This window comes from Saccharomonospora marina XMU15, from assembly GCF_000244955.1.
GTDB lineage: Bacteria > Actinomycetota > Actinomycetes > Mycobacteriales > Pseudonocardiaceae > Saccharomonospora_A > Saccharomonospora_A marina.
The window spans coordinates 1,185,516-1,206,841 of the sequence record NZ_CM001439.1 but is presented as its reverse complement, the minus strand read 5'-3'; the positions used below and the strand labels follow the sequence as shown (position 1 = coordinate 1,206,841).

Here is a 21,326-nt window from a genome sequence, read left to right as displayed (position 1 = left end):
AGTGCTGGACCGGTTACAAGGGGGCGGACAACTCAAAGCCGCATGCCGTCGAGGAGTGCAGCATGAACTCGCGCGTTTCCTGGCTGAACCGGGCGAAGGAGACGGCAGCGGCAACGTTGTCGGAGATGCTCGCCGATCCGACCGGCCGGTTCGAACCGTCCGTGTACGAGACGGGCAGGCTGGTCTCGCTCACCCCGGCTCTCGCCGGGCACGAACAGCGCGTTAACTTCCTGCTGGCGCAGCAGAAGCAGGACGGTCGCTGGGGCGGGCCGGACGACTACCACATCGTCCCGACGCTGAGCGCGACCGAAGCACTGCTCGCCGAGCAGCACCGGCCGGGTGCGGACCCGCGGGTTCGGGCCGCCGCCGAGCGCGGCGTGCGCGCGCTGGCTCGACGGTTGTCCCGCAACGGATCGCTGCCCGACACGGTCGCGGTCGAGATCGTGGTACCCGGTCTGGTCGACGACATCAACGCGCACCTCCTCAGGCGCGCAGCAGCGCCGCTGCCGGTTCCCGACGCCGCGAGCGCCGAACTGCTCGCGACCCTTCGCGCGGCCGTGGCGCAGGGCCACGGGTTGCCGGAGAAACTGGCGCACTCGCTGGAGGTGATCGGCGAGCCCGCGAGGGGCGCGTCGTTCGTGACCCCGGTGGACGGCCGCATCGTCGGCTGCTCGCCCGCAGCGACGGCGGTGTGGCTGGGCAACGACGGCGTGCGCGACGAGAACCACCCCTGTGTCGGCTACCTGCGGCAGGTGACCGAACCCGAAGGCGGGGTACCCGTCGCGGCGCCGCTCGCGCTTTTCGAACGGTCCTGGGTACTGTCCACACTTTCCGAGGCCGGCCTTTCCTTCACCGCACCGGCCGGGCTTGTCGCGAGCCTGCACAGCGCTTTCGGCGAGCAGGGAGCGGCGGGCGGGCTCGGCCTTCCGGCCGATGCCGACGACACCGCCACCGCGCTGTACGCGCTGGCCAAGCTCGGCAGTCCGCGCTCGCCCGAGTGCCTGTGGAACTACGACGCAGGCGACCACTTCGCCTGCTTCCCCGAGGAACGCACGCCTTCCACCAGCACCAACGCGCATGTGCTGCAGGCGATCGGCGCATCCCTCGCCGCGGGCTCGGCCGCTGACGTCGACCGCTACCGCGCGGCGGCGTGGCGGGTTACCCGATGGCTGGCCGACACCCAGCAGCTGGAAGGGCACTGGGACGACAAGTGGCACGCCTCGCCCTACTACGCCACGGTCTGCTGCGCCACAGCGCTCGCCGCGTACGGCACACCCGAGGGTGTCCAGGCGGTCCGCAGGGCGGTCGACTGGGTGATGCGCACCCAGCGCGACGACGGGTCGTGGGGCCACTGGAGCAGCACGAGGGAGGAGACCGCGTACGGCGTTCGTACGCTGTTGCGCGCGGGTGAGCCGGGCGACCACGAGGTGGCCGCGGCAGCCGCTCGCGGTGCCGCCTTCCTGCTGGAGTCGAGGGGCGAGGAACGGCACCCACCACTGTGGCACGACAAGGACCTCTACACCCCGACGCGCATCGTCGACACCGAGGTGTTCGCCGCGCTGTACCTGGCCCACACCGACGCCCGGGTTGCTGACCTGCTGCTGGCAGCCGGACACGGAGTCCAGGTGTGATGAACCGCAACGAGTTGCGCCTGGCGTTTCGCACGTTGCCGTTTCTGGACTCACACGCCGACGCGCCCGAAGGTTTCGTGCGACTGGCCTCCGACCCGGCCAAACTTCTGGTCTGGCGACCGGACACGATCGACTGGATCTTTCGCAACGACAGCTCACTCGCACACCCCGGCAGCCGCTCGATGCGGCCGGTACTGGGACCGCGATCGCTGCTGTGGATGGACGGGCCGCGCTACGCCACCTACCGCAAGGTGCTCGGGCCACCGCTGGGGGCGAGGCGGCTCGTCGACTACCACGGCATCATCTCCGAAACGACCGACCGTGCGATCGACCGGTTGCGACAGGGCACGGTCTTCGTACTGCCTGAGTGGACCAGGAGCCTGACGCTCGAAGTGGCTTCGCTCATCGTGTTCGGCAGCCGCGACGAGGCGTTGCTTCGCCAGTTCTCGCGCTGGATCGACAGGGCGCTGGCATCCCCGTACCGGATGCTGGCCTACCGCTTGTTCCGCGGCGGACTTCCCCCATCGGGCCCGAAGCTCGACGCCCTGCTGCTACGCCGAGCCCGTGAGGCGGCGGCCACCACCCCGCCCACACTGGCATCCCTGCTGCTGGCGCCGGATGGTCCGCTCGGGACGATCGACGACGACGAGCTTCGGGATCAGATCGTCTCACTGCTGTTCGCGGGCCACGAGACGACCGCGTCGGCAACCGCGTGGACGATCTACTGGATCGACCGCAACCCGGACATCCGCGCGGACGTGCTTGCCGAACTGGAGTCCACTTCGGACAACGGTGCCGACGTGAAGCGAGTTCCGCTGTTGCACGCCGCGGTACAGGAGGCGTTACGGATCACCCCTCCGGTGCCCGCGGCAGGGAACCGGGTACTTCAGCGGGACACGCGGCTGCTCGGCAGGCAACTACCGGCAGGGACCGTGCTGTCGCCGAGTATCTACCTGGCACACCGGCAACCCGACTACTTTGCCCACCCACACCGCTTCGATCCTGCCCGCTTCCTCGGAAGCCGCCCACAGCCACAGCGGTACCTGCCCTTCGGCGGCGGGGCGCGGCACTGCCTCGGCAGCCAACTCGGACAGTTGGAGGCCCGGATGATCACCGCCGCACTGCTGCGTAGGCGGTCGTTGCGCTGCGTCGACCCGACCGACGGTATGCCGAGGTCACGCGGTCACGCCATGGCCCCTGCGCAGCGGTTGCGGATGGAGGTGACCGGGTGCCACGACTAGCCGACACCTCCTCGGTCTGGCGCGACCTCGCCGATGTCCATCGGCTCGAGTACCCGTTCCCGGTCAACTATTCCTGCTACGCCGTATGGGGTGCCTGCCTGGCGATCACTGAACCCGCGGGCCTGCTCACCGCACCCGTCGCGCTGGCCGTGCTGGCGAACCTACTGCTGATCACGTCGGGCCTCGCGCTCAACACGGCGGTCGACATCCGCACCGATGCCGAGCATCGGGAGCGCGGCTACCTGGCGCGTGCGGCGCAGCGCTTCGGCCGTGCCCGCCTGTTGCGCTGGACCGCGGCGGAGATGGCGGCGGCTCTGGCCCTTGCCGTCGCGATCTCGGCGTGGACGGGAAGGTGGGTCGCCACGCTGGCGGCCGTGGCGGCGGTGACGCTGCACGTGTTCTACAACGTCGAACCGGTGCGGCTCAAGCGCCGAGGGCTCGCGGGCACGTTCGTGTTCTGCGCCGCGCTCGTCGTCCTGCCGCCCTTGCTTTCCTACTCCGCCGTTCGTGCGGGCTTCGAGCCGTTCCTTTGGCCGGTGCTGCTGGGTATGTGCGCGCTCGCGGGCGGCAGGTTGATCTGGTGGTCGGCGCCGGACGTCGAGTCCGACTCGGCCACCGGGATGCGGACACCCAACGTGCGTTACGGACCGGTTCGGGCGCTCCTGCTGGCATACGCGATCATGGCCGTGGGCATGGTGGCGCTGCTGTGGGGCCTGTGGTCGCGCTACGGGTACCTCGCTGCTGCGGCGGCGACGGCAGCACACTGGATCTTCGTGTTCGGGACTCTGACGCTGCTGCGCCCGGTCTCCCGCGGTGTGGTGCCCAGTTCGGCCCGGATGCGTAGGGGGTCCATGTCGCTCGCCATGGTGGGTGACCTGCTGATCGTCGCCGTACCGGTGGCGGCGGTTGGATGAGGCAGGTTAGCCGCGCTTGTACCCGACACCGACGTGCATCTGCACCTCTTCCGGGTTGCGATCAAGGTCCTCCTCGGAATCCGGACGCCACAGCGGGATCGCGACGATGCCCGGCTCGACGATTTCGAGCCCCCGGAAGTAGCTTGCCAACTCCTCGGTGGAACGCAGGTTCACCTCCGGGCGAGCTCCCAGCATCATTCGTTCGAACATCGCGTAGGCATTGAGCAACTGCTCGTTCTCGCTGCAGTGCGAAAGTGCCACGTAGCTGCCTGCGGCGATCGCGTCGACGTAACCGGCGACGATGTCCGCCGGGCGCTCGGAATCCGCGAAGTGCAGCAGCGTCTCGATCATCAGGACGCCGACCGGCTGATCCAGATCCAGCAGCCTGCGGACCTCCTCGGACTCCAGTACCGCAGCCCGGTCGCGGATATCGGCGGTCAGGTACGCCGTCGAGTCGTCCCCGGAGAGGATCTCGCGGCCGAGCTCGCCGAGTTTCGGGTCGATGTCGACGTACACGACACGACTGGCCGGATCGACGCTTTGGGCGCTCTCGTGCACGTGGCCCATGGTCGGGATGCCGGAGCCGAGATCGAGGAACTGCCTGACGCCGCGTTCACAGAGGTAACGGACGATACGACCGAGCAACGCTCGCTGCGAGCGCACCAGGTACGGGATGTGTGGTGCCACCACGGCGACGTCGTCGGCGAGCCGCTGATCGTCGACGGTGTGGTGCTTGCCGTCCAGCCAGTAATCGTTGATACGCGCGAAACCGGACTTCGCGAACCGATCCTGTCCCGGTGTGCCGGTAGGGAGTGCCACTTGTGAGTACGCCTCCTCGGTTCGCGGCCGACTCGCCCTGATGATCTTCGCGCCGCTCGGGGCATCCGATTCTAGTGCCGATCCGTTTCCATGGAGTGACCAGGTTCCTGGTCGACTCGGGCTCGGCGACTGTCCGAAACAGTCAGTTCGGACGGCGTTTTCCCTGGCCACAAAGGAATCGTGAGACATTGCGTCACGCCGCGCCACACCGCGTCCGTCCACAATGCTGTATCACGCTACGAGCGCGCAGGGTCACGCAACGCCCACCCGGTGGACACCCGACGGCGCGACCACTGACCAGCGGCAACGGGGGCCAGGCATGGCCGCCGTCTACGATGACCACGTGAAGCACCTGCACGCCGGCAAGGTCCGCGACGTCTACGAAGACGGGGGCGATCTGTTGCTGGTCGCCTCCGACCGGATCTCCGTCTACGATGTGACGCTGCCCACACCTATCCCGGAGAAGGGCGCGTTGCTGACACAGCTGTCGGTGTGGTGGTTCGAACGGTTGCGTGACCTGGTGCCGAACCATCTGATCTCGGCAACCGACGTCCCCGCCGAGTTCGCCGGACGCGCGGTGCGGTGCAGGCCGCTGAAGATGGTGAAGGTCGAGTGCATCGCCCGCGGCTACCTCAGCGGGTCGGGCCTGCTGGAGTACCGGCGCAAGGGCTCGGTATCCGGGGTGCGGCTGCCCACCGGACTCCAGGAAGGCAGCAAGCTGCCCGAGCCGATCTTCACCCCCACCACGAAGGCCGAAGCCGGGCACGACGAGCCCATCACCTTCGACGACGTCGTCGCCATGGAGGGTCGCGAGACCGCCACCATGCTTCGCGACCTCACACTACGCATCTATCGCGAGGGCGCCGAGCACGCCGCGAGCCGGGGCATCCTGGTGGCCGACACGAAGCTGGAGTTCGGTCGATCCGACGACGGCACGCTCACGCTGGGCGACGAGCTGTTCACCTCGGACTCGTCGCGGTTCTGGCCCGCCGATCAATGGGAGCCGGGCAGGCCGCAGTTCGCCTTCGACAAGCAGTACGTGCGCGACTGGGCCTCGGCAACCGGCTGGGACAAGACACCACCCGGCCCTGCCATTCCCGACGAGATCGTCCAGGCCACCCGCAAACGCTACGTCGAGGCCTACGAGCGCATCACCGGACTCACCTGGCCGCCACGAGGGTGACCGCTATTCCAAGCGGCGGTACCGGGTGGGCATCCCGTCGCTGAAGTGGGTGACATGCAAACACGCGGCAACCGCGAGCATCACGGCACCGAAGAAGATCAGCCCGAAGTTCAGCGTCACCGCGCCGAGAACGACCAGCCCGATCGCCAGCGCGTCCATACCAAGGCGAGCCAGCCGTGAGCGTAGATTCGTCCTCGGTGGCGAGCCCTGGCCGAGTGCCCTGGCGAGCTGCGGGTCGTCGAGCTCGAACCACTGCTGGATCCGCTCGAGCTCCTGCCGTTCATGGTGGCTCAACATGGCGGGCTCCTGCACTCACTAGTTGATCGTTCCGCGTGCCATCCGTTCCGGGAGCCGCCCGCTCCCGCCGTCATCGGTCTGAGGGGTCGCGCCTTTCAGCGGACTACATGGCATGGCAACTGCCCGGCCACGCCATGGGACTACCCCGAGGGTGCGACGACAAACGAGTCAGCCATGGCGGCAGCCCAGCGGCGGCAGTGTCACGTCCTCGCCGGTCAGCACCGTGGCAGGCACCGCGATGCTGCCCGCGTCCTTGAACTCGAACACCAGTGGGACAGTGGTCCCTGACCGGATCTCTTCCTTGAGCCCCTCCATCTCGAGGAAGTACACGGTTCCGATGAACGGCGGATCACCCATCGGGTCGGGCACGGTCCCGTCGGCCTTGACCGGAATCGCGGACGAGGGCTCCGCGGTGCCGTCGCAGTCCTGGTCCCACATCAGCCGCACCTCGGTGGCGACCTCCGCCTCGACGGACTTCAGCTCGTCCGGCTGCGACGCCTGGTTGAACACCGTGAACCGCACGACCGCGCTTTCGTGCGGCTTGTAGCTGTCACCTTCCGGTGGCGGGTCGACGAGAACATTGCTCAGCTGGATCGCCCCTGCGGTGGCATTGGCTCCCACCGGGCTGCTCTCAATCTCCGGCTGGTCCGCACAGCCGACCACGGCCACGAGTAGCACCGAGTTGGCGATCACGGCCCAGGTACGCCACTGGTTTCGATTCATCGCCAGCGGATACCCGGCCACGGGCGACGTCATCCGTCATGGAGGAGTGATGGCCGGCGGGCAGGATGAGCGGCGAAGTGAGCTGCTGCGGCAGGGGGCGGAGGCCGACGGGGTCGAGCTCGTCGAATACGAGAGCAGACATCGCCCTGGCACCTCCGCCGAGCGGCGGGCACGTAGGCCCGTGCTGCTGTTCTGGGCGCTCGCGGCCGTCGCCGGAGCGGCGGCCATCGCCCACTACATAGTCTGGCCGTGGAAGTACGTGCCGCCGCAGGAACCCGGCTACGCGCTGTACCAGGCCTACACGCCCCTGCTCGGAATGTGGTTGGGCCTCTCCCTCATCGGCGTTTTCGGCGCGTTGATCAATCACGTCAGGCGGGTGCTGCCCAAGGAGACGGCCGTACAGCAGCGTCACCCGACCGGTCCATCGAGTGAGGAGAACAGGGAGATCTTCGTCGCCACCGTCGAGGACGCGGCCGACAACGTCGGGATTCGCAGGCGCTCGGTGTTCGGCCGCGCCATGGGAATCGGCGCGGGTGTGGCGGGCGCCAGTGTCGCGGTGATCGGGGTCGGCGGGTTCGTGGAGAGTCCCTGGCAGCCCGGGCCGCGACGCGGCGAGGCCGACACGCTGTGGCACACCGGCTGGTATCCCGAGGACGGCGAGAAGGTCTACCTGCGCATCGAGACGGCCGACCCCGAGCAGGTGGCACTGGTTCGCCCCGGCGACATCGACCCCGGTGGGCTGCTGGCCGTGTTTCCGTTCCGCGAGTCGGAGCGAGGCAACCCGCAGCAGCTCAAGGAAGTGCTGAGTCGCGCCGACAACCCTGCGACGCTGTTTCGCTTCCGACCGGGTGAGCGCGTGGAGTACCGGCCCGACCGGGCCGGGATGAACTACGGCGACTACTACGTCTTCTCCCGCATCTGTACCCACCTGGGGTGCGCGGTCAACCTGTGGGAGAAGCAGGTCAACCGGCTGCTGTGCCCGTGTCACCAGTCGCAGTTCGACCTCAACCAGTACGCCAAACCCATCTTCGGTCCCGCGGCGCGGCCGCTGCCGCAACTGCCCATCTCCGTGGACGAGTCGGGCTTCTTCTACGCGACAGGTGACTTCACCGGGCCGGTCGGGCCCACCTTCTGGGAACTGCCGAAATGACTCAACCGCGCCTGCGGCTCACGTCTGGCCTGCTGCGGCGCGCGGCGATGGTCTCCGCCCAGTTCCTGCTCGTGGTCGTGGCGCTGTGGGCATTGACCAGCATCGTCGAGCACCTCAGCTACGTGGTGATCCCGGTGCTGGTCGCGCTGTTGCTCACAGCTCTGCTCGAACCCATCGTCTCGTGGCTGGTGCGCCACCGCTGGCCCCGCAGTCTTGCCGTGCTGGGCGCGCTGGTCGTGGGGCTCGTCGTGGTGGGCGGCATCGTGACGTTCGTGGTGTTCTCGATCGTGGAGGCCTACGACGAGCTTCGGCTACGGGTCCTCGAGAGCATCGAACAACTGCGGAACTGGCTCAACGAAAGTCCGTTCGAGGCAAGCGGTGGCCTGCTGGAGCGAGCCCAGCAGTGGTTGTCGGGCAACCAGCAGGCGGTGATCTCACAGGCGGTCGGCGCCTTCAGCACCATCAGCTCCTTCGTGGTCGGCCTGGTGGTGGCCATCGTGCTGTTCGTGATGTTCCTCTACGACGCGCCCAAGATGTGGTCGTTCCTGCTGCTGCCGTGGCGGCCGCGTACCAGGGCGATCGTGGACGACGCCGGCCGCAGGGCCTACCGCGGCGTTGTGCTCTACGTGCGGGTCACCGCACTCGTCGCCTTCATCGACGCACTCGGTATCGGCATCGGGCTGGCCGTCGTCGGGGTGCCGCTCACCGTGCCGCTGGCCGCCCTTGTCTTCATCGGCAGTTTCGTGCCCTACATCGGAGCCGTGGTGTCCGGGGTCCTCGCCGTAATTGTCACGCTGGTCAGCAACGGGTTCGTGGCGGCACTCATCATCACCGGGGTGGTGCTCGGTGTGCAGCAACTCGAGGGTCAGGTGCTGCAACCGGTGTTGCAGGGCAACTTCTCGCGCCTGCACCCTGCCGTGGTGCTGGTCGCGCTGATCATCGGAGGCACAGAGGGAGGCATAGCAGGCATTCTGTTCGCCGTTCCGGTGCTGGCGGCGGTGAAGGGCGCGGTACTGGCCGTCGCCGAACACAAGCAGGGACCGGATCCGCAGGGCCAGGCCGAAACCGGCGAGTCCGCGCAGCGGGAGTAGCCGGCGCTACGCGACGTTTCGTGCCTCCTCAAGGCGCCGAGCGATGTCCATCTCCAGCGCGTTCACCAGCAGGTAGGTCACCGAGGCGGCGAAGGAGCCCACGAACCACGACAGCGTGACCGGCAGCAGGAAGGCGGTCAGCGCCGTGGCCCCGACGGCGAGGGAGATCGAGAACACCCCCAGCGAACTGCCCAGCGCCACCACGTTGCTCTTCTCGTCCCCGCCGAGCGAGCGACGGAACAGCCTGGTCGCGAGCATCTCGACGAAGAAGAAGCTGGCCACGGCACCGAACACGAAGAGGAAGATGTGCAGCGGCGAGGGAGCGGTGTGCATAACCGAGAGCATGGAAACCGAGCAGGTGACAGTCACCGTGAAGCCGTAGGCGCCCGAGTTGTTCCGCAAGGCCATGCGGATCTCTCGGGTGTAAAGCCCCATCGGGTTGTCGCCGGAGCGCTCCCTTGACATTCCCCGCGTCTCCTTCCCGTCCTGCGCTGCCCGCACCCAACAGCAGGCCAGAACCCGTGTACCCCTCACCTGCCAGCCGGAACCCGAAGCACTCGAATCACGAACGGGCAACGAGTTGACCAGCCGGTGTTCACGCCGTCGTTGCCGGGTACGAACCCAACGGGTCCTGACGCACACCGCACCCAAGGAGGTGACACAGTGACCCAGCAACCGACGACACACAGCGCGAGAGCCGCCAACGGTCACGGTCAGGCCGCGGACGGAAACGAGTTCACGTTCTGGCGTGAACACACGCAGATCACCCTCAGTCCGGTCGCGGCGCCGTCAATCCTCGGTCTCTACGGGTTCGCCGCGGCGACCTTCATCGTCGCGGCCAACATCGCAGGCTGGTACGGCAACGAGGCGACACCCGTGGTGCTCGCGCCGTTCGTGTTCACCTTCGGCGGGATCGCCCAGTTGCTCGCCGGAATGTGGGCGTACCGGGCCCGCGACGCGCTCGCCACCGGAATACACGGCGCGTGGGGCTCCTTCTGGATCGCCTACGGCCTGTACTACTTCTTCGTGGCGTTCGGAGTCCTGCCCGGCATCACCGAGAGCCCCATAGCCGCGGGCGGATTCGGCTTCTGGTTCATCGCGCTGGCGGCCATCACCTGGGTCGGCTCGGTGGCGGCTGCCGCGGAGAACCTCGCCGTCTCGGCGGTGCTGCTCACCCTCGCGGCCGGTGCGACACTGCTCGCCATCGGACTGCTGGGCGCGTTCTCCGCTGTCCAGACCGCCGCGGGCTGGGTGCTGCTCGCCTCTGCTGTGCTCGCCTGGTACGCGGCGAGCGCTATGGTGCTCGAGGCGACCTTCAAGCGGGTCGTGCTGCCGATGGGCAAGCGAGGAGCCGAGCCGAACAAGCCCGGCGAGCACCCCAAGCGCACCATCCAGTATCAGGTCGGCGAGCCTGGCGTGAAGGCAGGCCAGTAAGCAACACCGATCGCCGACACGGCGGCGCCCCGGATCTTCGTTTCGTGGAGGTCCGGGGCGCCGTTTCGGGTTCGGGATGGATGCTCGCGTCACACCTGTCCGTTCGCACCGCCCTCGTCAGGTCGGCGGTCGCCGACCCCTGGTGCGCCTGCAGCGTTCAGCATCTGCTGAGCCCTGTCAGCGACGTCGGCATCGGCGAGCAACTGGTAGGACTCGGCCCGGAAATGCGGGACCGAACTGAAGTCACGCCTGCCTGCGGTGCCTGCGTGCCCCGCGATGCCGAGCAGCGCTCCGAGCACGCCGCCGACGACGGCACCGAACAATGCACCGTAGAGAGCCAGCAGCAGGTCGGCGATCAGCGGCGCCACCCAGCCGAACAGGCCGAACAACCAGCCGAACAACGCGCCGACGACGGCACCGTTCGCGGCTCCCTTGCCCGCGGCGGACCAGTACGTGTACCGGCCGGTGATCTGCTCGACCATGTCCAGACCCCTGCCCACGATCACCGTTCGCTGCACCGGGAAGTCGTGATCGGACAGGTAGTCCACCGCCCGCTCGGCTTCCTCGTAGGAGCGATACGTGGCCACGGCGCGCTGCGGGGTCGTTTCCGCGCGTGTGTTGTGCGGTGTGCTCATGACGTGTCCTCCTCGTGTGCGTCGTGTGCGTCGTGTGTGTCGCGGAGCACGGCGACCGGGCACGGTGCGTGGTAGAGCACGGCGTGACTCACCGAGCCGAGCAGTGCCCTGCCCAGCGCTCCCCTGCCGTGGCTGCCGACGACGACGAGGCTTGCTCCCTCCGCCCGGTCCAGCAGCGCCCCCGCGGCCGGTTCCGTCACCGGCTCCCAGTCCACGGGTGTGCCCGCGTGCCGGCCACGCAGCGCCTCCACCCGCTTGCGGGCGAGTTCCTGCGTCGTGTTGTCGACGTGATCCATCCCGACCTGGCCGGGCGGCGCGGTCGCGAACACGTCGAGTGGCCAGTCCGACCAGGCATGCACCGCCCGGACGCCGACACCGTGCCGCTCGGCGAAGTCGACCGCGAACTCCAGAGCCCTCTCACTCGTGCCCGCACCGTCCACACCGACCACCACCGGTGCGCCTTCGGGCGCCGGTTCGCCCCTGACCACCACCAGCGGGTGGCGCAGCGTCCTGGCCAACTCGGCGGCCGTGGAACCGAGCAGCACTCTGGCCACCGCGCCCCGGCCCGAAGCCCCGAGCACGACCAGCACCGGATCGAGTTCCTCGGCGAGCTTGGGGACGGTGTCCTCCGGCCGACCGTCCGGCATCGTGGTGTGCACGGCTGTTCGCGGTGCCAGCCCGCGGGCTTCCTGCTCGACTTCGGCCAGCTGGTCGGCGGCGAACTCACGCACGGTGTCCTCGCCGTAGGCGCTCGTACTCGTCGCACCCGGGCCGACGAGGGGCATGGCCCACTCGAAGGACTGCACGACGATCAGCGGCTTGCCGCGTGCACGCGCCTCGTTCGCGGCCCAACGGACCGCCGAGGTCGATCCTTCCGAGCCGTCGAAGCACGCCAGCACGGCCTGCCGAGGCAGTTCGGGTTCCGTCATTCGCGCTCACCTTCACCTTCCCGTCGCGTGCTCTCCGCCCCACGCCAGCGCAGGCTCAACACGAGACTCACCACCGTGAGTCCGATGACGACCGCCCCGACGACCACGTCGTTCGCCGTCGCACCGGCGGCGTCACCACCCCGGTAACCCAGCACGTAGGGCGCCGCGATCAGCCAGCCGCCGACAAGGAGAGTCAGCCAACCGGCCCACAACGTGCTGAAAGGCGACACCGCCCTGGTCGCGCCGAGCACAACGAGCACAAGGCCCGCCCCTACGTCGTTCCACACCGCGTTGACCCCCGCCGCGGTGCCGGGATGCTCGATCAGGAACGGCACGACCAGCAGCCACACGCCGCTGAGGAACACCATGGCGCTGGGAAACCCGGCCAGCACGTCTCGGAAGGGCACGGGCCGGGACGGTCGTTGGTAGCGGTCCGCGGGCACAGCGGACGGGTTGGTGTGCGGCGGCCGCATCCCCTTCCACGGTCCGTACTGTTCCTCGGGAACCATGGGCGGGCGGGACTGCTCGCCTGTCCTGCGTCGCGGATTCACGATCGCCTCCTCACAGCGGATCGGCCCGCAGCACGGTCATCGGCGTGCCCTGCATGCACGTCGTCGCCGCGCCGGGCCGTAGCTTGCCGCGCACGAGGTAGCGCTTGCCCACCTCCACCTGCGGTGCGTCGAGCAGCAGGTACTCGCGTCCCGGCGTGATCAGCACCAGGCAGTCGGGCTCCACACCGGTCTGCACGGTGCCGCGCACCAGCACCTCCTCGCCCTCCGACGGCGAGGCGGGCGGCGGAGAAGTCGTGAGTCCGCCTGACTCACCTGGCGGATTCGCCTCGCCCCCACAGGCGCCCACCAGGGCCAACGCGGCCACAACCGAGGTGACTGCCGCTCGCACAGCCGGCTCCTCTCCTCGTGCGGGTCGTGGGCAACCGTTGGGTTCCCGGCAGACCTCCCTGGCAACCACGCCTTTGTCCGTTCGTGACCGGGTGCGGATTCGACGACCGTCAAGCTGGGTAGCCATTCGCCGTGCCTTCCCGACTGAGCGTGCTGGCCGTGGCCACGGCTGTGTTGTTCGTCGCGGGCTGCACCGGCGGTCAGCAGGACCCGTCGGGCGGGCAGGGCGGCGAACCCGCCAACAGCGCGCAGGCCCCCGAGAACTCCGGCTACGCCGACCTGGTCGAGCGCGTCGAACCAAGTGTGGTCACCGTGCGCACCCCCGCCGACGGCATCGGCAGCGGGGTCGTGTTGCGCGACAACATCGTTGTCACCAACCAGCACGTCGTCACCGACCAACGACAGGTCACGCTCACCTACGCCGACGGAACGGAGTCCGGCGCCACCGTGCTCGCCACCGACCGGATCACCGACCTCGCGGTACTGCGCACCGAGCGCGGCGACCTGCCCGTACCCGAGTTTCGAAAGCAGCTGCCCCGGCCGGGCGAGCGAGCGATCGCCATCGGCAGCCCGCTCGGCTTCGAGAACTCGGTCACGGCGGGCATCGTGTCCGGGCTGCACCGCGAGATTCCCGGATCCGCGGCACAGAGCCGGTCGCTGGTGGATCTGATCCAGACCGACGCCTCCATCTCGCCCGGCAACTCCGGCGGTGCGCTGCTGGACGCCGAGGGGCGTGTCATCGGTATCAACGAGGCCTACATTCCGCCGAGCGCCGGTGCGGTGTCGCTCGGCTTCGCCATCCCCACGTCGACGGTGCTCGACACGACAGCCGAACTACTCGAGGACGGCACGGCCACCCACCCCTACCTCGGGCTGTCGCTGGGCAGGCTCACCGAGTCGATCAGGCAACAGCTCGGTATCCAGACCGAGGAGGGCGCCCTCGTACTCGGCGTGGAGCAGGGCAGCCCCGCCGAGGAAGCGGGTCTGCGACGAGGTGACGTGCTGGTGCGCTTCGGTGACACGCGCATCAGCAGCGTCGAGGAGCTGCTGACGGCGCTTCGCCGCACCGAACCAGGCCAGCGGGTGCCGGTCGAGTACGTGCGCGACAACCAGCGGCAGCAAGCCACCATCACCATCGGTTCCCGGGAGGGATGAAGGGAGCGGCCATGAGCACGGCGGAACGCGATGACCTGATCGGCGTGATCGTGCGGGACCACAGGGACGTGGAGCAGGTGTTCTCCGAACTCGAGGACCGCACGGCCGATCCGCAGCGGCGCAGGGAGCTGGCCGACCACGTGATCGCCGAACTCGTCCGCCACTCGGTCGCCGAGGAGCAGTACCTGTACCCCGCGGCGCGCAAGCACCTGTCCAACGGTGACGAGATCGCCGATCACGAGATCGAGGAGCACTCCCAGGCCGAGCTGCTGATGAAACAGCTGGAGGGCCTCGACGCGACGGACCCGAAGTTCGACCAGCTGCTCGGCAACCTGATCGACTCGATCCGGCACCACGTGGACGACGAGGAGACCGACCTGCTTCCCAAGCTCGAGTCCGCGATGGACGAGCAGGAGCTGATATCGCTCGGGGAGAAGGTCACGAAGGCGAAGCAGACCGCGCCGACTCGGCCGCACCCGCAGGCGCCGGACAAGCCGCCCGCGAACCGGATCCTCGCGCCGGGCGCCGGAATGATCGACCGGATGCGAGACAAACTCGAGGGCAGGCAGAGCTGACCGCGGCGGCGTTCGCGGTTCACCGAGGCAGGGCCCGCGGGAACCGCGGGGCCTGCCTCGGCTTCGGCTCACGGCTTGCGGGCGACACCGCCTGTCATGAACCGCACGCCTACCGTCGTGGCGTCGGTGACGATCTCCTCCGGACGCCACAACGGAAGCGGCACCACGCCGGGGCTCAGCAGCTCGAGGCCGTCGAAGAACCGGGTCAGCTCCTCGGGTGTGCGCACCCTGCCCGTGCCGAGTTGCGACAGCAGCACCCGTTCCAACTCCTCGCTCTCGGGTGAGTCCCCGAGCCTGGTGAAGTTGGTGATGAAGAAGAACGAGCCGGACGGCACGGCCTCACGCAACGCGGTGACGATTGCCTGCGGGTCCTCCTCGTCGAGGATGTGGTGCAGGATCCCGCACAGCATGACGCACACCGGCTTGTCGAAGTCGATCATCGCCCGCACCTCGGGGTGATCGAGGACCTCGCGGGGCTTGCGGATGTCGGCCGTCACCACGGCGGTGTTCTCGTTGTCCTGCAGGATCGCCCTGCCGTGCGCGAGCACGATCGGATCGATGTCGACGTAGACGACCCGTGCCTCGGGGTTGGCCTCCTGCGCCACCTCGTGGGTGTTGCGCACCGTGGGCAATCCGGAGCCGAGGTCGAGGAACTGCGTGATGCCCTCCTCGGTGGCGAGGTAGCGCACAACGCGATGCAGGATCGCTCTGTTGTGCAGGGCGATCTCCTTGAGCTCAGGCATGACGGCGAGGCTCGCCTCGGCGACCTGCCTGTCGATGGCGTAGTTGTCCTTGCCGTCCAGCATCACGTCGTAGACGCGGGCCGCGGTCGGAACACCATCGTCCAGTACGACGATCTCCGGATCGTTGTTGTCGGCGTTGTCGTTGGACATGCGGGTCGAGCTCCCCTCGAGCAAGGTGTGGAACCGCCGACATCGTAGCCGCTCCGCCACTGTGGGTCATCCGGCCGGGTTACCGTTCGCGGTGTCGTGGAACTGGCCCAGCGGTTCCGTGTCAGGCGGCTTCCGGGTGTTCCTCCACGAACACCTCGTGGCAACCACTGCTGCAGAAGGCGTACCTGACACCCTCGTGCTCGGCCGTGCCCGCCGCGTGCTTCCAGGGCACCGTCATGCCGCACACCGGGTCGAAGCCCTTCTCCGCGGGCAGGTCGCTGGGCGGCTTCGGCGACTCCCGGTGCGACTTGGTGATGAGCTTGACGATGTCGTTGCCGCTGTGCGGTTGGCCGAAAACCCCGATGGAGCCGTCCGCGATGCCCACCACGTGAATCCACGCGTGCGGCTCCTCGTACAGCCGCTCACCGCCGTCGATCTCGGCGAGAATGCCGGTCATCGTCTTGATCAGGTGTGCGCTGGTTTCCTGCAGCCACGCCTGCGGCACGCTGGCGCGCACGACGAATCTCGCCTGCTGCCCGTCCGCGATGCGTTGCGCACCGACGAACCACCCGTCCGCTTCGTGGAAGGTGAGCTGGAACAGCCCTCGTGCCGTCTGTAGCACCTCCTCCGGTGCGCCCCCCTCGGCACCGGCCTCGCCGTGACCGGTCATTTGCTCGATGAACCGGGTGTTGATTCGCTCCCGCTGCCGCTCGGTGAGCGAGCCGCGGGTGGTCAAGACCTCGACGAACATCATGGTGTGCTCCCCTCATTCCGGGTCGAATCCTCGCCAATGCTGCTCGCGGGGCGGCCCGCACGCGTCGCACCGGCGAAGGCTTCTCGACCACACCCCCCTGCGGGAGTGCCACCCTTCCCCTACGCCGGGGGAAGTACGCCGCTCGACCAACGACCTGCGGCCGGATGCGGGCTAGTGTTCGGCTATGGACCCGATCCGGGATCGACGGGCGGACCTGCTCGATGCCGCGCTCGCCGTGGGCGTCACCGGACTCGTGCTGGCCGACGCGCTGCTGGGGCAGCCACGGCCTGCGCCGCTGGACTACGCGCTGCTGTCAGCCGGTTCGCTGGTGATCGCCGTGCGGGCACGCTTTCCGCGCACCGTCTTGCTGGTGAGCCTGGTGCTGGGGCTGGCATACCTGTCCCGTGTCGATCCGGGCGCGGTCGCCGCCGTGCCGGTGCTCATCGCGATCTACACCGCAGTCAGCGTCGGGCACCGGCTGCTGGGAATCGCGGTCGTGGTGCCGCTGATGGTGTTCGCCGTGCTGGACAACCTCGCCGCCGAGGGAGGCACGTTCACAGCGGGGGCAATCCAGGACGCGATCCTGCCGGTGGGCTGGTTCTTCGCCGCGCTGGTGCTGGGTGAGGTGACCCGGCACCGCCGGGCCTACCTGCGGCAGGCTGAGCAACGAGCCGCCGAGGCGCTGCGAACGCGGGAGGAGGTGGCTCGCCGCCGCGCGGAGGAGGAACGCGTGCGGATCGCCCGCGAACTGCACGACTCGCTCACCCACCAGATCTCGATCGTCAAGTTGCAGGCGGGTGTGGCCATCCATCTGGCGAGAAAGCGCGGCGAGGAAGTCCCGGACGCGCTGCTGGCGATACAGCACGCCAGCGCGGAGGCGAACAAGGAACTGCGGGCGACGCTTGAGGTGTTGCGCGACGACAAGAGCGACAAGAGCACTGCCTGCACCCACGGCCTCTTGGCTCTGCCCACCCTCGTCGAGCAGGCCCGCGCCGCGGGCGTCACGGCGAAGGTGACCGTCGACGGCGACACGACAGGGCTGCCCTCCGACATCGACACGGCCGCCTACCGCATCGTGCAGGAAGCACTCACCAACGTCGCCCGCCACGCGGGCTCCGGCGAGGCATCGGTGCGGGTCGGTGTCACGGCAGGGGAACTGACCCTTCGAATCGACGACAACGGGTCCGCGGACCCGCGCAAACCGCCGGTGCCGGGCGTCGGCCTGCTCGGTATGCGCGAACGCGTGACCGCACTTGGCGGGCGTTTGAGCGCGGGTGCTCGCCCCGGCGGCGGGTTCACCGTGGAGGCCGCGCTGCCGTTGGAAGGAAAGCTCGCGTGATCCGGGTCGTGCTGGTGGACGACCAGGCGCTGATCAGGGGTGGGTTCCGCGCGCTGCTCGACGCCGAGGACGGCATCGAGGTCGTCGGCGAGGCCGCCGACGGCAGAGCCGGATTCGACCTCGTCACTACCACCCTGCCGGACGTCGCACTCGTCGACATCCAGATGCCCGTGCTCGACGGCATCGAGTTGACCAGACTCATCGCGGCCGACGAGCGGCTCGGTGGGGTGCATGTGGTGATCCTGACCAACTACGGCTTCGACGAGTACGTCTTCAACGCACTCAGGGCCGGGGCGGGTGGGTTCCTCGTCAAGGACATCGAACCCGACGACCTGCTGCACGCCGTCCGCGTGGCGGCGAGGGGCGACTCGCTGCTGGCCCCGTCGGTGACCAGCAGGTTGATCAGCGAGTTCGTGTCCAGACCACCGGCGGGCTCGCAGGCCGGCGCACTCGACGTACTGACCAACCGGGAGCGGGAAGTCGTCTCACTCGTGGCACGCGGCCTTTCCAACGACGAGATCGCCGAACACATGGTGATCAGCCCTACGACGGCGAAGACCCACGTCAGCAGGGCGATGGTGAAGCTGCGTGCCCGCGACCGCGCACAGTTGGTGGTGCTGGCCTACGAATCCGGGCTCGTCACGCCCCGCAACGGCCAACCCGGGCCGTGACCGGTGTCGGCGGATCTTTCGGTGAAGCTGTTCGGAAACGGGAAGAACACACTAGGTTGGTGTGATGGCCGACAGCGAATTACCACCCGAGGTGGCGCTACGCTCTCGACCCTCTCGGGGCGGCGGCGAGGCACCGCTGACGCGGGAACGGATCGTGAGCGAGGCGGTAGCGCTGCTGGACGAGGAAGGGTCCGCCGGGCTGACCATGCGCAGGCTCGCCCAGCGCCTGCGGCACGGACCGACGACGCTGTACTGGCATGTCCAGACCAAGGACGACGTGCTCGATCTCGCGCTGGACGCGATCTTCGCCGAGGTGGTGCTTCCACCAGAGAGCCAGGACTGGCGCGCCGACCTGGTGGCACTGCTCACCCAGTGGCGGGCTGTCATGGTTCGCCACCCGTGGTCGGCGACCATGGTGGAGCGACCCATGCTGGGTCCGAACGTGTTGGCGCGTACCGAGTTCTTGCACCGTGCGGTGCTGCGCGCCGGCCTGCTCGGTCCACGACTGATCACCGCCGTGCACGGGCTGGCCAACTACGTGATCGGTTCGGCGCTTTCCGAATCGCAGTGGAGGCTGCGGGGCGACAACGCGCGGGACTCCGCCGCCGCCTACCTGTGGACCGAGCGCGAGCGTTACCCCACGCTCGTCGAACACGGCTACCTGACCGAACACGACTGGGACGCCAGCTTCACCGAAGGGCTCGGCTACCTGCTCGACGGCATGGAGGGCCGGGCACGGCGCGAGGACTCGGTGTAGTGGCCGGTTCTGTCCCGTTAGGACTTCCCGCGAGGCTCTCCACACCCGGACGACCCGGTGCGGGCCGAGCGCGTGCCCGGCTACAGTGCGGGACATGAGACGTCCGAAGTCGCCACTGCCGCAGCGCCACGGGCTCGACGCTGCACGGCTGCGGCTGCCCTCGACCGGGCCATGGGCGACCGTGCGTGACCACCTCGTCGACCGGCTGCCACGGCTGGAGCCGCACCGCATCGACGAGATGCTGCGGCAGGAGCGCATCGTCGGAATCGACGGGCCGATCACCCCGTGCACCCCGTTCCAGCCGAACGCGCTGATCTGGTTCCATCGCGACCTGCCCTACGAGGTGCCCGTGCCGTTCGACATCGGTATCGTCCACCGCGACGACGACCTGGTCGTGGTGGACAAGCCACACTTCATGGCCACCATCCCGCGGGGGCAGCACGTGCTGCAGACCGCGCTGGTGCGGCTACGCCACGACCTCGGGCTGCCTGAGTTGAGCCCGGCACACCGGCTCGATCGCGGTACCGCCGGCCTGGTCATGTTCGTCACCCGCAGCCAGCTACGCGCTCCGTACCAGAACCTGTTCCGTGATCGGGCCGTCCGCAAGGAGTACGAGGCCATCGCACCGTACGACCCCGCCGTCGAGCTGCCACGGACCGTGCGCAGCCGCATCGTCAAGGAGCGCGGGATACTCAAGGCGATGGAGGTCCCCGGTGTCCCCAACGCCGAGACCCGCATCGAACTCGTGCGGCATCGCGACGGGCTCGGCCGGTACCGGTTGCTGCCCGCGACCGGAAGGACACACCAGCTACGGGTGCACATGAACTCGCTGGGGCTGCCGATCCTCGGCGACACCTTCTACCCGGAGCTGACCGAAACCCCTCTTGGTGACTTCACCCGCCCGCTGCAGTTGCTCGCCAAGGTGCTCGAGTTCACCGACCCGGTCTCGGGCCTACCCCGCCGGTTCGAAAGCCGAGCGACGCTACAAGCGTGGGACGACTACGCCGGGTGGGCCGCCGAACCCACCTCACCCTGACCCGCCCGCCCGCCCGTCCGCGAGTCCCCCGCTCCCGCCCGCGAGTCCCCCGCTCCCGCCCGCGAGTCCTGCGCTCCCGCCCGCGAGTCCCCCGTTCCCGTCAGCGAGTCCTGCGGCACCGACGCGGCAAGGCGCGGTCCGGCAGACCCCGGTCACCGGGCGTGGGTCGCGTGCCACGTCCACCTGCCACGAAGTCGGCGACGGCAACTCCATGATCGTGCGGCGAACGGTCCGTTAGTCACGTTCGGCGAACACTTCCCGTGCCGCGGCCATACCGTTGAGAGCGGCGGGAAAGCCCGCGTACACCGCCATCTGGAGAATGGCCTCCACCACTTCTTCCCTGGTGCCGCCCACGTTGAGCAACCCATGGGTGTGCACCTTGAGTTGCGGTCGCGCGGTGCCCAGAGCCGTGCACGCGGCGATCGTGACCAGTTCCCGCGTCCTCAGGTCGAGCCCTTGGCGGCTGTAGATGTCGCCGAAGGAGAACTCGATGATGTAGTGGCCCAGATCCGGTGCGATGTCGCGCAGGCCGGCCAGAACAGCGTGACCCGCCTCCCCGTCGATCTGGCTGAGCGCCTTCCAACCTCGCTCGTAGCGGCTCTCCCGCGCGTCCTGCGGCTGTCCACCGAGGTCGTCGCCTGAACCGTCGGCCCGCTGCGAGAACACCTCCTTGGCTACGGTCATCGCGTTGAGCGCGGCCGGAAAGCCCGCGTAGACCACCACATGAACGATCGTCTCGACGATCTCGCGCCTGTTGCACCCCACGTTGAGCGCGCCGTCGATGTGGAACCGCAACTGCGGCGTCGCATGCCCGAGCGCGGTCAGCGCCGCCACGGTCGTCAACTGGCGTTGCCGCAGCGTGAGCGCCGGTCGCGCGTAGACGTCCCCGTACGGGAACTCGACGGTGTACCTACCCAGATCGGGACAGATGTCGGCCAGGCTGTCCAGCACGGCAGGCCGGTCGACCCCGGCAACTCTCCGCAGGATGTCCAGGCCTCGGCTGTATCGGTCGCCCGTTTGTTGTTCGGTCATTTGCCCAGCGCTCCTCGTGGATCTCGGCTGCTCAAGGTCGGCGGCTCGACGTCGCGAAGCCCGGGTAGCTGCCCGGCGCGCCGCCCCTCACCCAGCGGCTCCTGTGGAGTCTGGCGGCCGACGACCGCGATCTCGTCCATTCGGGCTGCCAGTCACATTGTGAACCGT

The 21,326-nt window shown here is 68.6% G+C and carries 25 protein-coding genes; 13 read left to right on the top strand and 12 right to left on the bottom strand.

The window, feature by feature from the left end; translation table 11 throughout:
• Positions 1–62 precede the first annotated feature (62 nt).
• From SACMADRAFT_RS05745 to SACMADRAFT_RS05735, 3 genes are read left to right on the top strand one after another with little or no spacing between them, the layout of a single operon-like run.
• Complete coding sequence (locus SACMADRAFT_RS05745; protein WP_009152842.1) at positions 63–1,631, top strand: prenyltransferase/squalene oxidase repeat-containing protein; 1,569 nt, start codon at positions 63–65, stop codon at positions 1,629–1,631.
• Positions 1,631–2,872: a cytochrome P450 gene (locus tag SACMADRAFT_RS05740; protein ID WP_009152841.1), complete on the top strand. Its 1,242-nt coding sequence runs from the start codon at positions 1,631–1,633 to the stop codon at positions 2,870–2,872. Before SACMADRAFT_RS05745 ends, SACMADRAFT_RS05740 begins: the two co-directional genes overlap by 1 nt.
• Positions 2,860–3,786: a UbiA family prenyltransferase gene (locus tag SACMADRAFT_RS05735; RefSeq protein ID WP_009152840.1), complete on the top strand. Its 927-nt coding sequence runs from the start codon at positions 2,860–2,862 to the stop codon at positions 3,784–3,786. Before SACMADRAFT_RS05740 ends, SACMADRAFT_RS05735 begins: the two co-directional genes overlap by 13 nt.
• Positions 3,787–3,792: 6 nt before the next feature.
• Here the strand turns inward: SACMADRAFT_RS05735 and SACMADRAFT_RS05730 are convergent, their stop codons facing one another.
• Positions 3,793–4,605, bottom strand: coding sequence for an SAM-dependent methyltransferase (locus SACMADRAFT_RS05730; RefSeq protein ID WP_009152839.1), 813 nt, complete (start codon positions 4,603–4,605; stop codon positions 3,793–3,795).
• A 319-nt stretch (positions 4,606–4,924) separates the two neighbouring features.
• On the opposite strand from SACMADRAFT_RS05730, the gene SACMADRAFT_RS05725 reads away from it, so the two are divergent.
• Entirely contained in the window at positions 4,925–5,788 is an 864-nt protein-coding gene (locus SACMADRAFT_RS05725) for a phosphoribosylaminoimidazolesuccinocarboxamide synthase (protein ID WP_009152838.1), read from the top strand.
• A gap of 3 nt (positions 5,789–5,791) precedes the next feature.
• Here SACMADRAFT_RS05725 and SACMADRAFT_RS05720 read toward each other — a convergent pair whose 3' ends face one another.
• Together SACMADRAFT_RS05720 and SACMADRAFT_RS28430 are read right to left on the bottom strand one after the other, a co-directional pair.
• On the bottom strand, positions 5,792–6,085 hold the full coding sequence (locus tag SACMADRAFT_RS05720) for a DUF3040 domain-containing protein (protein ID WP_009152837.1): 294 nt from the start codon (positions 6,083–6,085) through the stop codon (positions 5,792–5,794).
• Positions 6,086–6,253: 168 nt separating this feature from the next.
• The gene (locus tag SACMADRAFT_RS28430; protein WP_157617198.1) at positions 6,254–6,808 is read right to left on the bottom strand and encodes a copper chaperone PCu(A)C; all 555 of its coding nucleotides are present in this window, start codon (positions 6,806–6,808) and stop codon (positions 6,254–6,256) included.
• Between the two features lie 49 nt (positions 6,809–6,857).
• Between SACMADRAFT_RS28430 and qcrA the strand changes: the two genes are divergently transcribed.
• Positions 6,858–7,958, top strand: coding sequence for a cytochrome bc1 complex Rieske iron-sulfur subunit (gene qcrA, locus SACMADRAFT_RS05710; RefSeq protein WP_009152835.1), 1,101 nt, complete (start codon positions 6,858–6,860; stop codon positions 7,956–7,958).
• On the top strand, positions 7,955–9,049 hold the full coding sequence (locus SACMADRAFT_RS05705) for an AI-2E family transporter (RefSeq protein WP_009152834.1): 1,095 nt from the start codon (positions 7,955–7,957) through the stop codon (positions 9,047–9,049). The genes qcrA and SACMADRAFT_RS05705 overlap by 4 nt, the downstream gene beginning before the upstream one ends.
• A gap of 6 nt (positions 9,050–9,055) precedes the next feature.
• Here SACMADRAFT_RS05705 and SACMADRAFT_RS05700 read toward each other — a convergent pair whose 3' ends face one another.
• A complete protein-coding gene (locus tag SACMADRAFT_RS05700) occupies positions 9,056–9,514 on the bottom strand; it encodes a hypothetical protein (RefSeq protein WP_009152833.1) in 459 nt (152 codons plus the stop codon).
• A gap of 198 nt (positions 9,515–9,712) precedes the next feature.
• Between SACMADRAFT_RS05700 and SACMADRAFT_RS05695 the strand changes: the two genes are divergently transcribed.
• Entirely contained in the window at positions 9,713–10,483 is a 771-nt protein-coding gene (locus SACMADRAFT_RS05695; RefSeq protein WP_009152832.1) for an acetate uptake transporter, read from the top strand.
• Between the two features lie 89 nt (positions 10,484–10,572).
• On the opposite strand, the gene SACMADRAFT_RS05690 is transcribed toward SACMADRAFT_RS05695, so the two are convergent.
• Genes SACMADRAFT_RS05690 through SACMADRAFT_RS05675 form a run of 4 tightly spaced genes read right to left on the bottom strand, consistent with a single transcriptional unit; the run spans position 10,573 to position 12,947 of the window.
• Entirely contained in the window at positions 10,573–11,118 is a 546-nt protein-coding gene (locus tag SACMADRAFT_RS05690) for a general stress protein (protein WP_009152831.1), read from the bottom strand.
• Positions 11,115–12,047, bottom strand: coding sequence for a universal stress protein (locus tag SACMADRAFT_RS05685; protein WP_009152830.1), 933 nt, complete (start codon positions 12,045–12,047; stop codon positions 11,115–11,117). The genes SACMADRAFT_RS05690 and SACMADRAFT_RS05685 overlap by 4 nt, the downstream gene beginning before the upstream one ends.
• Positions 12,044–12,598 (bottom strand): SPW repeat protein, encoded by a 555-nt coding sequence (locus SACMADRAFT_RS05680; protein ID WP_009152829.1) that lies wholly within the window; start codon positions 12,596–12,598, stop codon positions 12,044–12,046. The genes SACMADRAFT_RS05685 and SACMADRAFT_RS05680 overlap by 4 nt, the downstream gene beginning before the upstream one ends.
• A gap of 10 nt (positions 12,599–12,608) precedes the next feature.
• A complete protein-coding gene (locus tag SACMADRAFT_RS05675; protein ID WP_009152828.1) occupies positions 12,609–12,947 on the bottom strand; it encodes a hypothetical protein in 339 nt (112 codons plus the stop codon).
• Between the two features lie 131 nt (positions 12,948–13,078).
• Here SACMADRAFT_RS05675 and SACMADRAFT_RS05670 point away from each other — a divergent pair, with 131 nt between their 5' ends.
• Together SACMADRAFT_RS05670 and SACMADRAFT_RS05665 are read left to right on the top strand one after the other, a co-directional pair.
• On the top strand, positions 13,079–14,101 hold the full coding sequence (locus SACMADRAFT_RS05670; protein WP_009152827.1) for a S1C family serine protease: 1,023 nt from the start codon (positions 13,079–13,081) through the stop codon (positions 14,099–14,101).
• Positions 14,102–14,112: 11 nt separating this feature from the next.
• Positions 14,113–14,676 carry a hemerythrin domain-containing protein gene (locus SACMADRAFT_RS05665; protein ID WP_009152826.1) on the top strand — a complete coding sequence of 188 codons (564 nt, stop codon included), beginning with the start codon at positions 14,113–14,115 and terminating at the stop codon, positions 14,674–14,676.
• A gap of 68 nt (positions 14,677–14,744) precedes the next feature.
• Here SACMADRAFT_RS05665 and SACMADRAFT_RS05660 read toward each other — a convergent pair whose 3' ends face one another.
• Both SACMADRAFT_RS05660 and SACMADRAFT_RS05655 read right to left on the bottom strand, forming a co-directional pair.
• A complete protein-coding gene (locus tag SACMADRAFT_RS05660) occupies positions 14,745–15,569 on the bottom strand; it encodes an SAM-dependent methyltransferase (RefSeq protein ID WP_009152825.1) in 825 nt (274 codons plus the stop codon).
• 121 nt (positions 15,570–15,690) lie between these two features.
• Positions 15,691–16,323: a YHS domain-containing protein gene (locus tag SACMADRAFT_RS05655; RefSeq protein WP_009152824.1), complete on the bottom strand. Its 633-nt coding sequence runs from the start codon at positions 16,321–16,323 to the stop codon at positions 15,691–15,693.
• A gap of 184 nt (positions 16,324–16,507) precedes the next feature.
• Between SACMADRAFT_RS05655 and SACMADRAFT_RS05650 the strand changes: the two genes are divergently transcribed.
• From SACMADRAFT_RS05650 to SACMADRAFT_RS05635, 4 genes are all read left to right on the top strand, one after another.
• Positions 16,508–17,662 (top strand): sensor histidine kinase, encoded by a 1,155-nt coding sequence (locus SACMADRAFT_RS05650; protein WP_009152823.1) that lies wholly within the window; start codon positions 16,508–16,510, stop codon positions 17,660–17,662.
• Positions 17,659–18,333 (top strand): response regulator, encoded by a 675-nt coding sequence (locus SACMADRAFT_RS05645; protein WP_009152822.1) that lies wholly within the window; start codon positions 17,659–17,661, stop codon positions 18,331–18,333. Before SACMADRAFT_RS05650 ends, SACMADRAFT_RS05645 begins: the two co-directional genes overlap by 4 nt.
• A 154-nt stretch (positions 18,334–18,487) precedes the next feature.
• On the top strand, positions 18,488–19,090 hold the full coding sequence (locus SACMADRAFT_RS05640; protein WP_198285932.1) for a TetR/AcrR family transcriptional regulator C-terminal domain-containing protein: 603 nt from the start codon (positions 18,488–18,490) through the stop codon (positions 19,088–19,090).
• A gap of 94 nt (positions 19,091–19,184) precedes the next feature.
• Positions 19,185–20,126, top strand: coding sequence for a pseudouridine synthase (locus SACMADRAFT_RS05635; protein ID WP_009152820.1), 942 nt, complete (start codon positions 19,185–19,187; stop codon positions 20,124–20,126).
• 234 nt (positions 20,127–20,360) lie between these two features.
• On the opposite strand, the gene SACMADRAFT_RS05630 is transcribed toward SACMADRAFT_RS05635, so the two are convergent.
• The gene (locus SACMADRAFT_RS05630) at positions 20,361–21,158 is read right to left on the bottom strand and encodes a carboxymuconolactone decarboxylase family protein (protein ID WP_009152819.1); all 798 of its coding nucleotides are present in this window, start codon (positions 21,156–21,158) and stop codon (positions 20,361–20,363) included.
• Complete coding sequence (locus tag SACMADRAFT_RS29835) at positions 21,155–21,298, bottom strand: hypothetical protein (RefSeq protein WP_157617197.1); 144 nt, start codon at positions 21,296–21,298, stop codon at positions 21,155–21,157. The genes SACMADRAFT_RS05630 and SACMADRAFT_RS29835 overlap by 4 nt, the downstream gene beginning before the upstream one ends.
• Positions 21,299–21,326 lie beyond the last annotated feature (28 nt).

Excerpts from the sequence above, each read along its gene's own strand:
- SACMADRAFT_RS05745 (WP_009152842.1), top strand. The coding sequence starts at position 63 with ATGAACTCGCGCGTTTCCTGGCTGAACCGGGCGAAGGAGACGGCAGCG.
- SACMADRAFT_RS05740 (WP_009152841.1), top strand. The coding sequence starts at position 1,631 with ATGAACCGCAACGAGTTGCGCCTGGCGTTTCGCACGTTGCCGTTTCTG.
- SACMADRAFT_RS05725 (WP_009152838.1), top strand. The coding sequence starts at position 4,925 with ATGGCCGCCGTCTACGATGACCACGTGAAGCACCTGCACGCCGGCAAG.
- SACMADRAFT_RS05720 (WP_009152837.1), bottom strand. The coding sequence starts at position 6,085 with ATGTTGAGCCACCATGAACGGCAGGAGCTCGAGCGGATCCAGCAGTGG.
- SACMADRAFT_RS28430 (WP_157617198.1), bottom strand. The coding sequence starts at position 6,808 with ATGAATCGAAACCAGTGGCGTACCTGGGCCGTGATCGCCAACTCGGTG.
- qcrA (WP_009152835.1), top strand. The coding sequence starts at position 6,858 with ATGGCCGGCGGGCAGGATGAGCGGCGAAGTGAGCTGCTGCGGCAGGGG.
- SACMADRAFT_RS05705 (WP_009152834.1), top strand. The coding sequence starts at position 7,955 with ATGACTCAACCGCGCCTGCGGCTCACGTCTGGCCTGCTGCGGCGCGCG.
- SACMADRAFT_RS05700 (WP_009152833.1), bottom strand. The coding sequence starts at position 9,514 with ATGTCAAGGGAGCGCTCCGGCGACAACCCGATGGGGCTTTACACCCGA.
- SACMADRAFT_RS05690 (WP_009152831.1), bottom strand. The coding sequence starts at position 11,118 with ATGAGCACACCGCACAACACACGCGCGGAAACGACCCCGCAGCGCGCC.
- SACMADRAFT_RS05685 (WP_009152830.1), bottom strand. The coding sequence starts at position 12,047 with ATGACGGAACCCGAACTGCCTCGGCAGGCCGTGCTGGCGTGCTTCGAC.
- SACMADRAFT_RS05665 (WP_009152826.1), top strand. The coding sequence starts at position 14,113 with ATGAGCACGGCGGAACGCGATGACCTGATCGGCGTGATCGTGCGGGAC.
- SACMADRAFT_RS05660 (WP_009152825.1), bottom strand. The coding sequence starts at position 15,569 with ATGTCCAACGACAACGCCGACAACAACGATCCGGAGATCGTCGTACTG.
- SACMADRAFT_RS05655 (WP_009152824.1), bottom strand. The coding sequence starts at position 16,323 with ATGATGTTCGTCGAGGTCTTGACCACCCGCGGCTCGCTCACCGAGCGG.
- SACMADRAFT_RS05650 (WP_009152823.1), top strand. The coding sequence starts at position 16,508 with ATGGACCCGATCCGGGATCGACGGGCGGACCTGCTCGATGCCGCGCTC.
- SACMADRAFT_RS05635 (WP_009152820.1), top strand. The coding sequence starts at position 19,185 with ATGAGACGTCCGAAGTCGCCACTGCCGCAGCGCCACGGGCTCGACGCT.
- SACMADRAFT_RS05630 (WP_009152819.1), bottom strand. The coding sequence starts at position 21,158 with ATGACCGAACAACAAACGGGCGACCGATACAGCCGAGGCCTGGACATC.
- SACMADRAFT_RS29835 (WP_157617197.1), bottom strand. The coding sequence starts at position 21,298 with ATGGACGAGATCGCGGTCGTCGGCCGCCAGACTCCACAGGAGCCGCTG.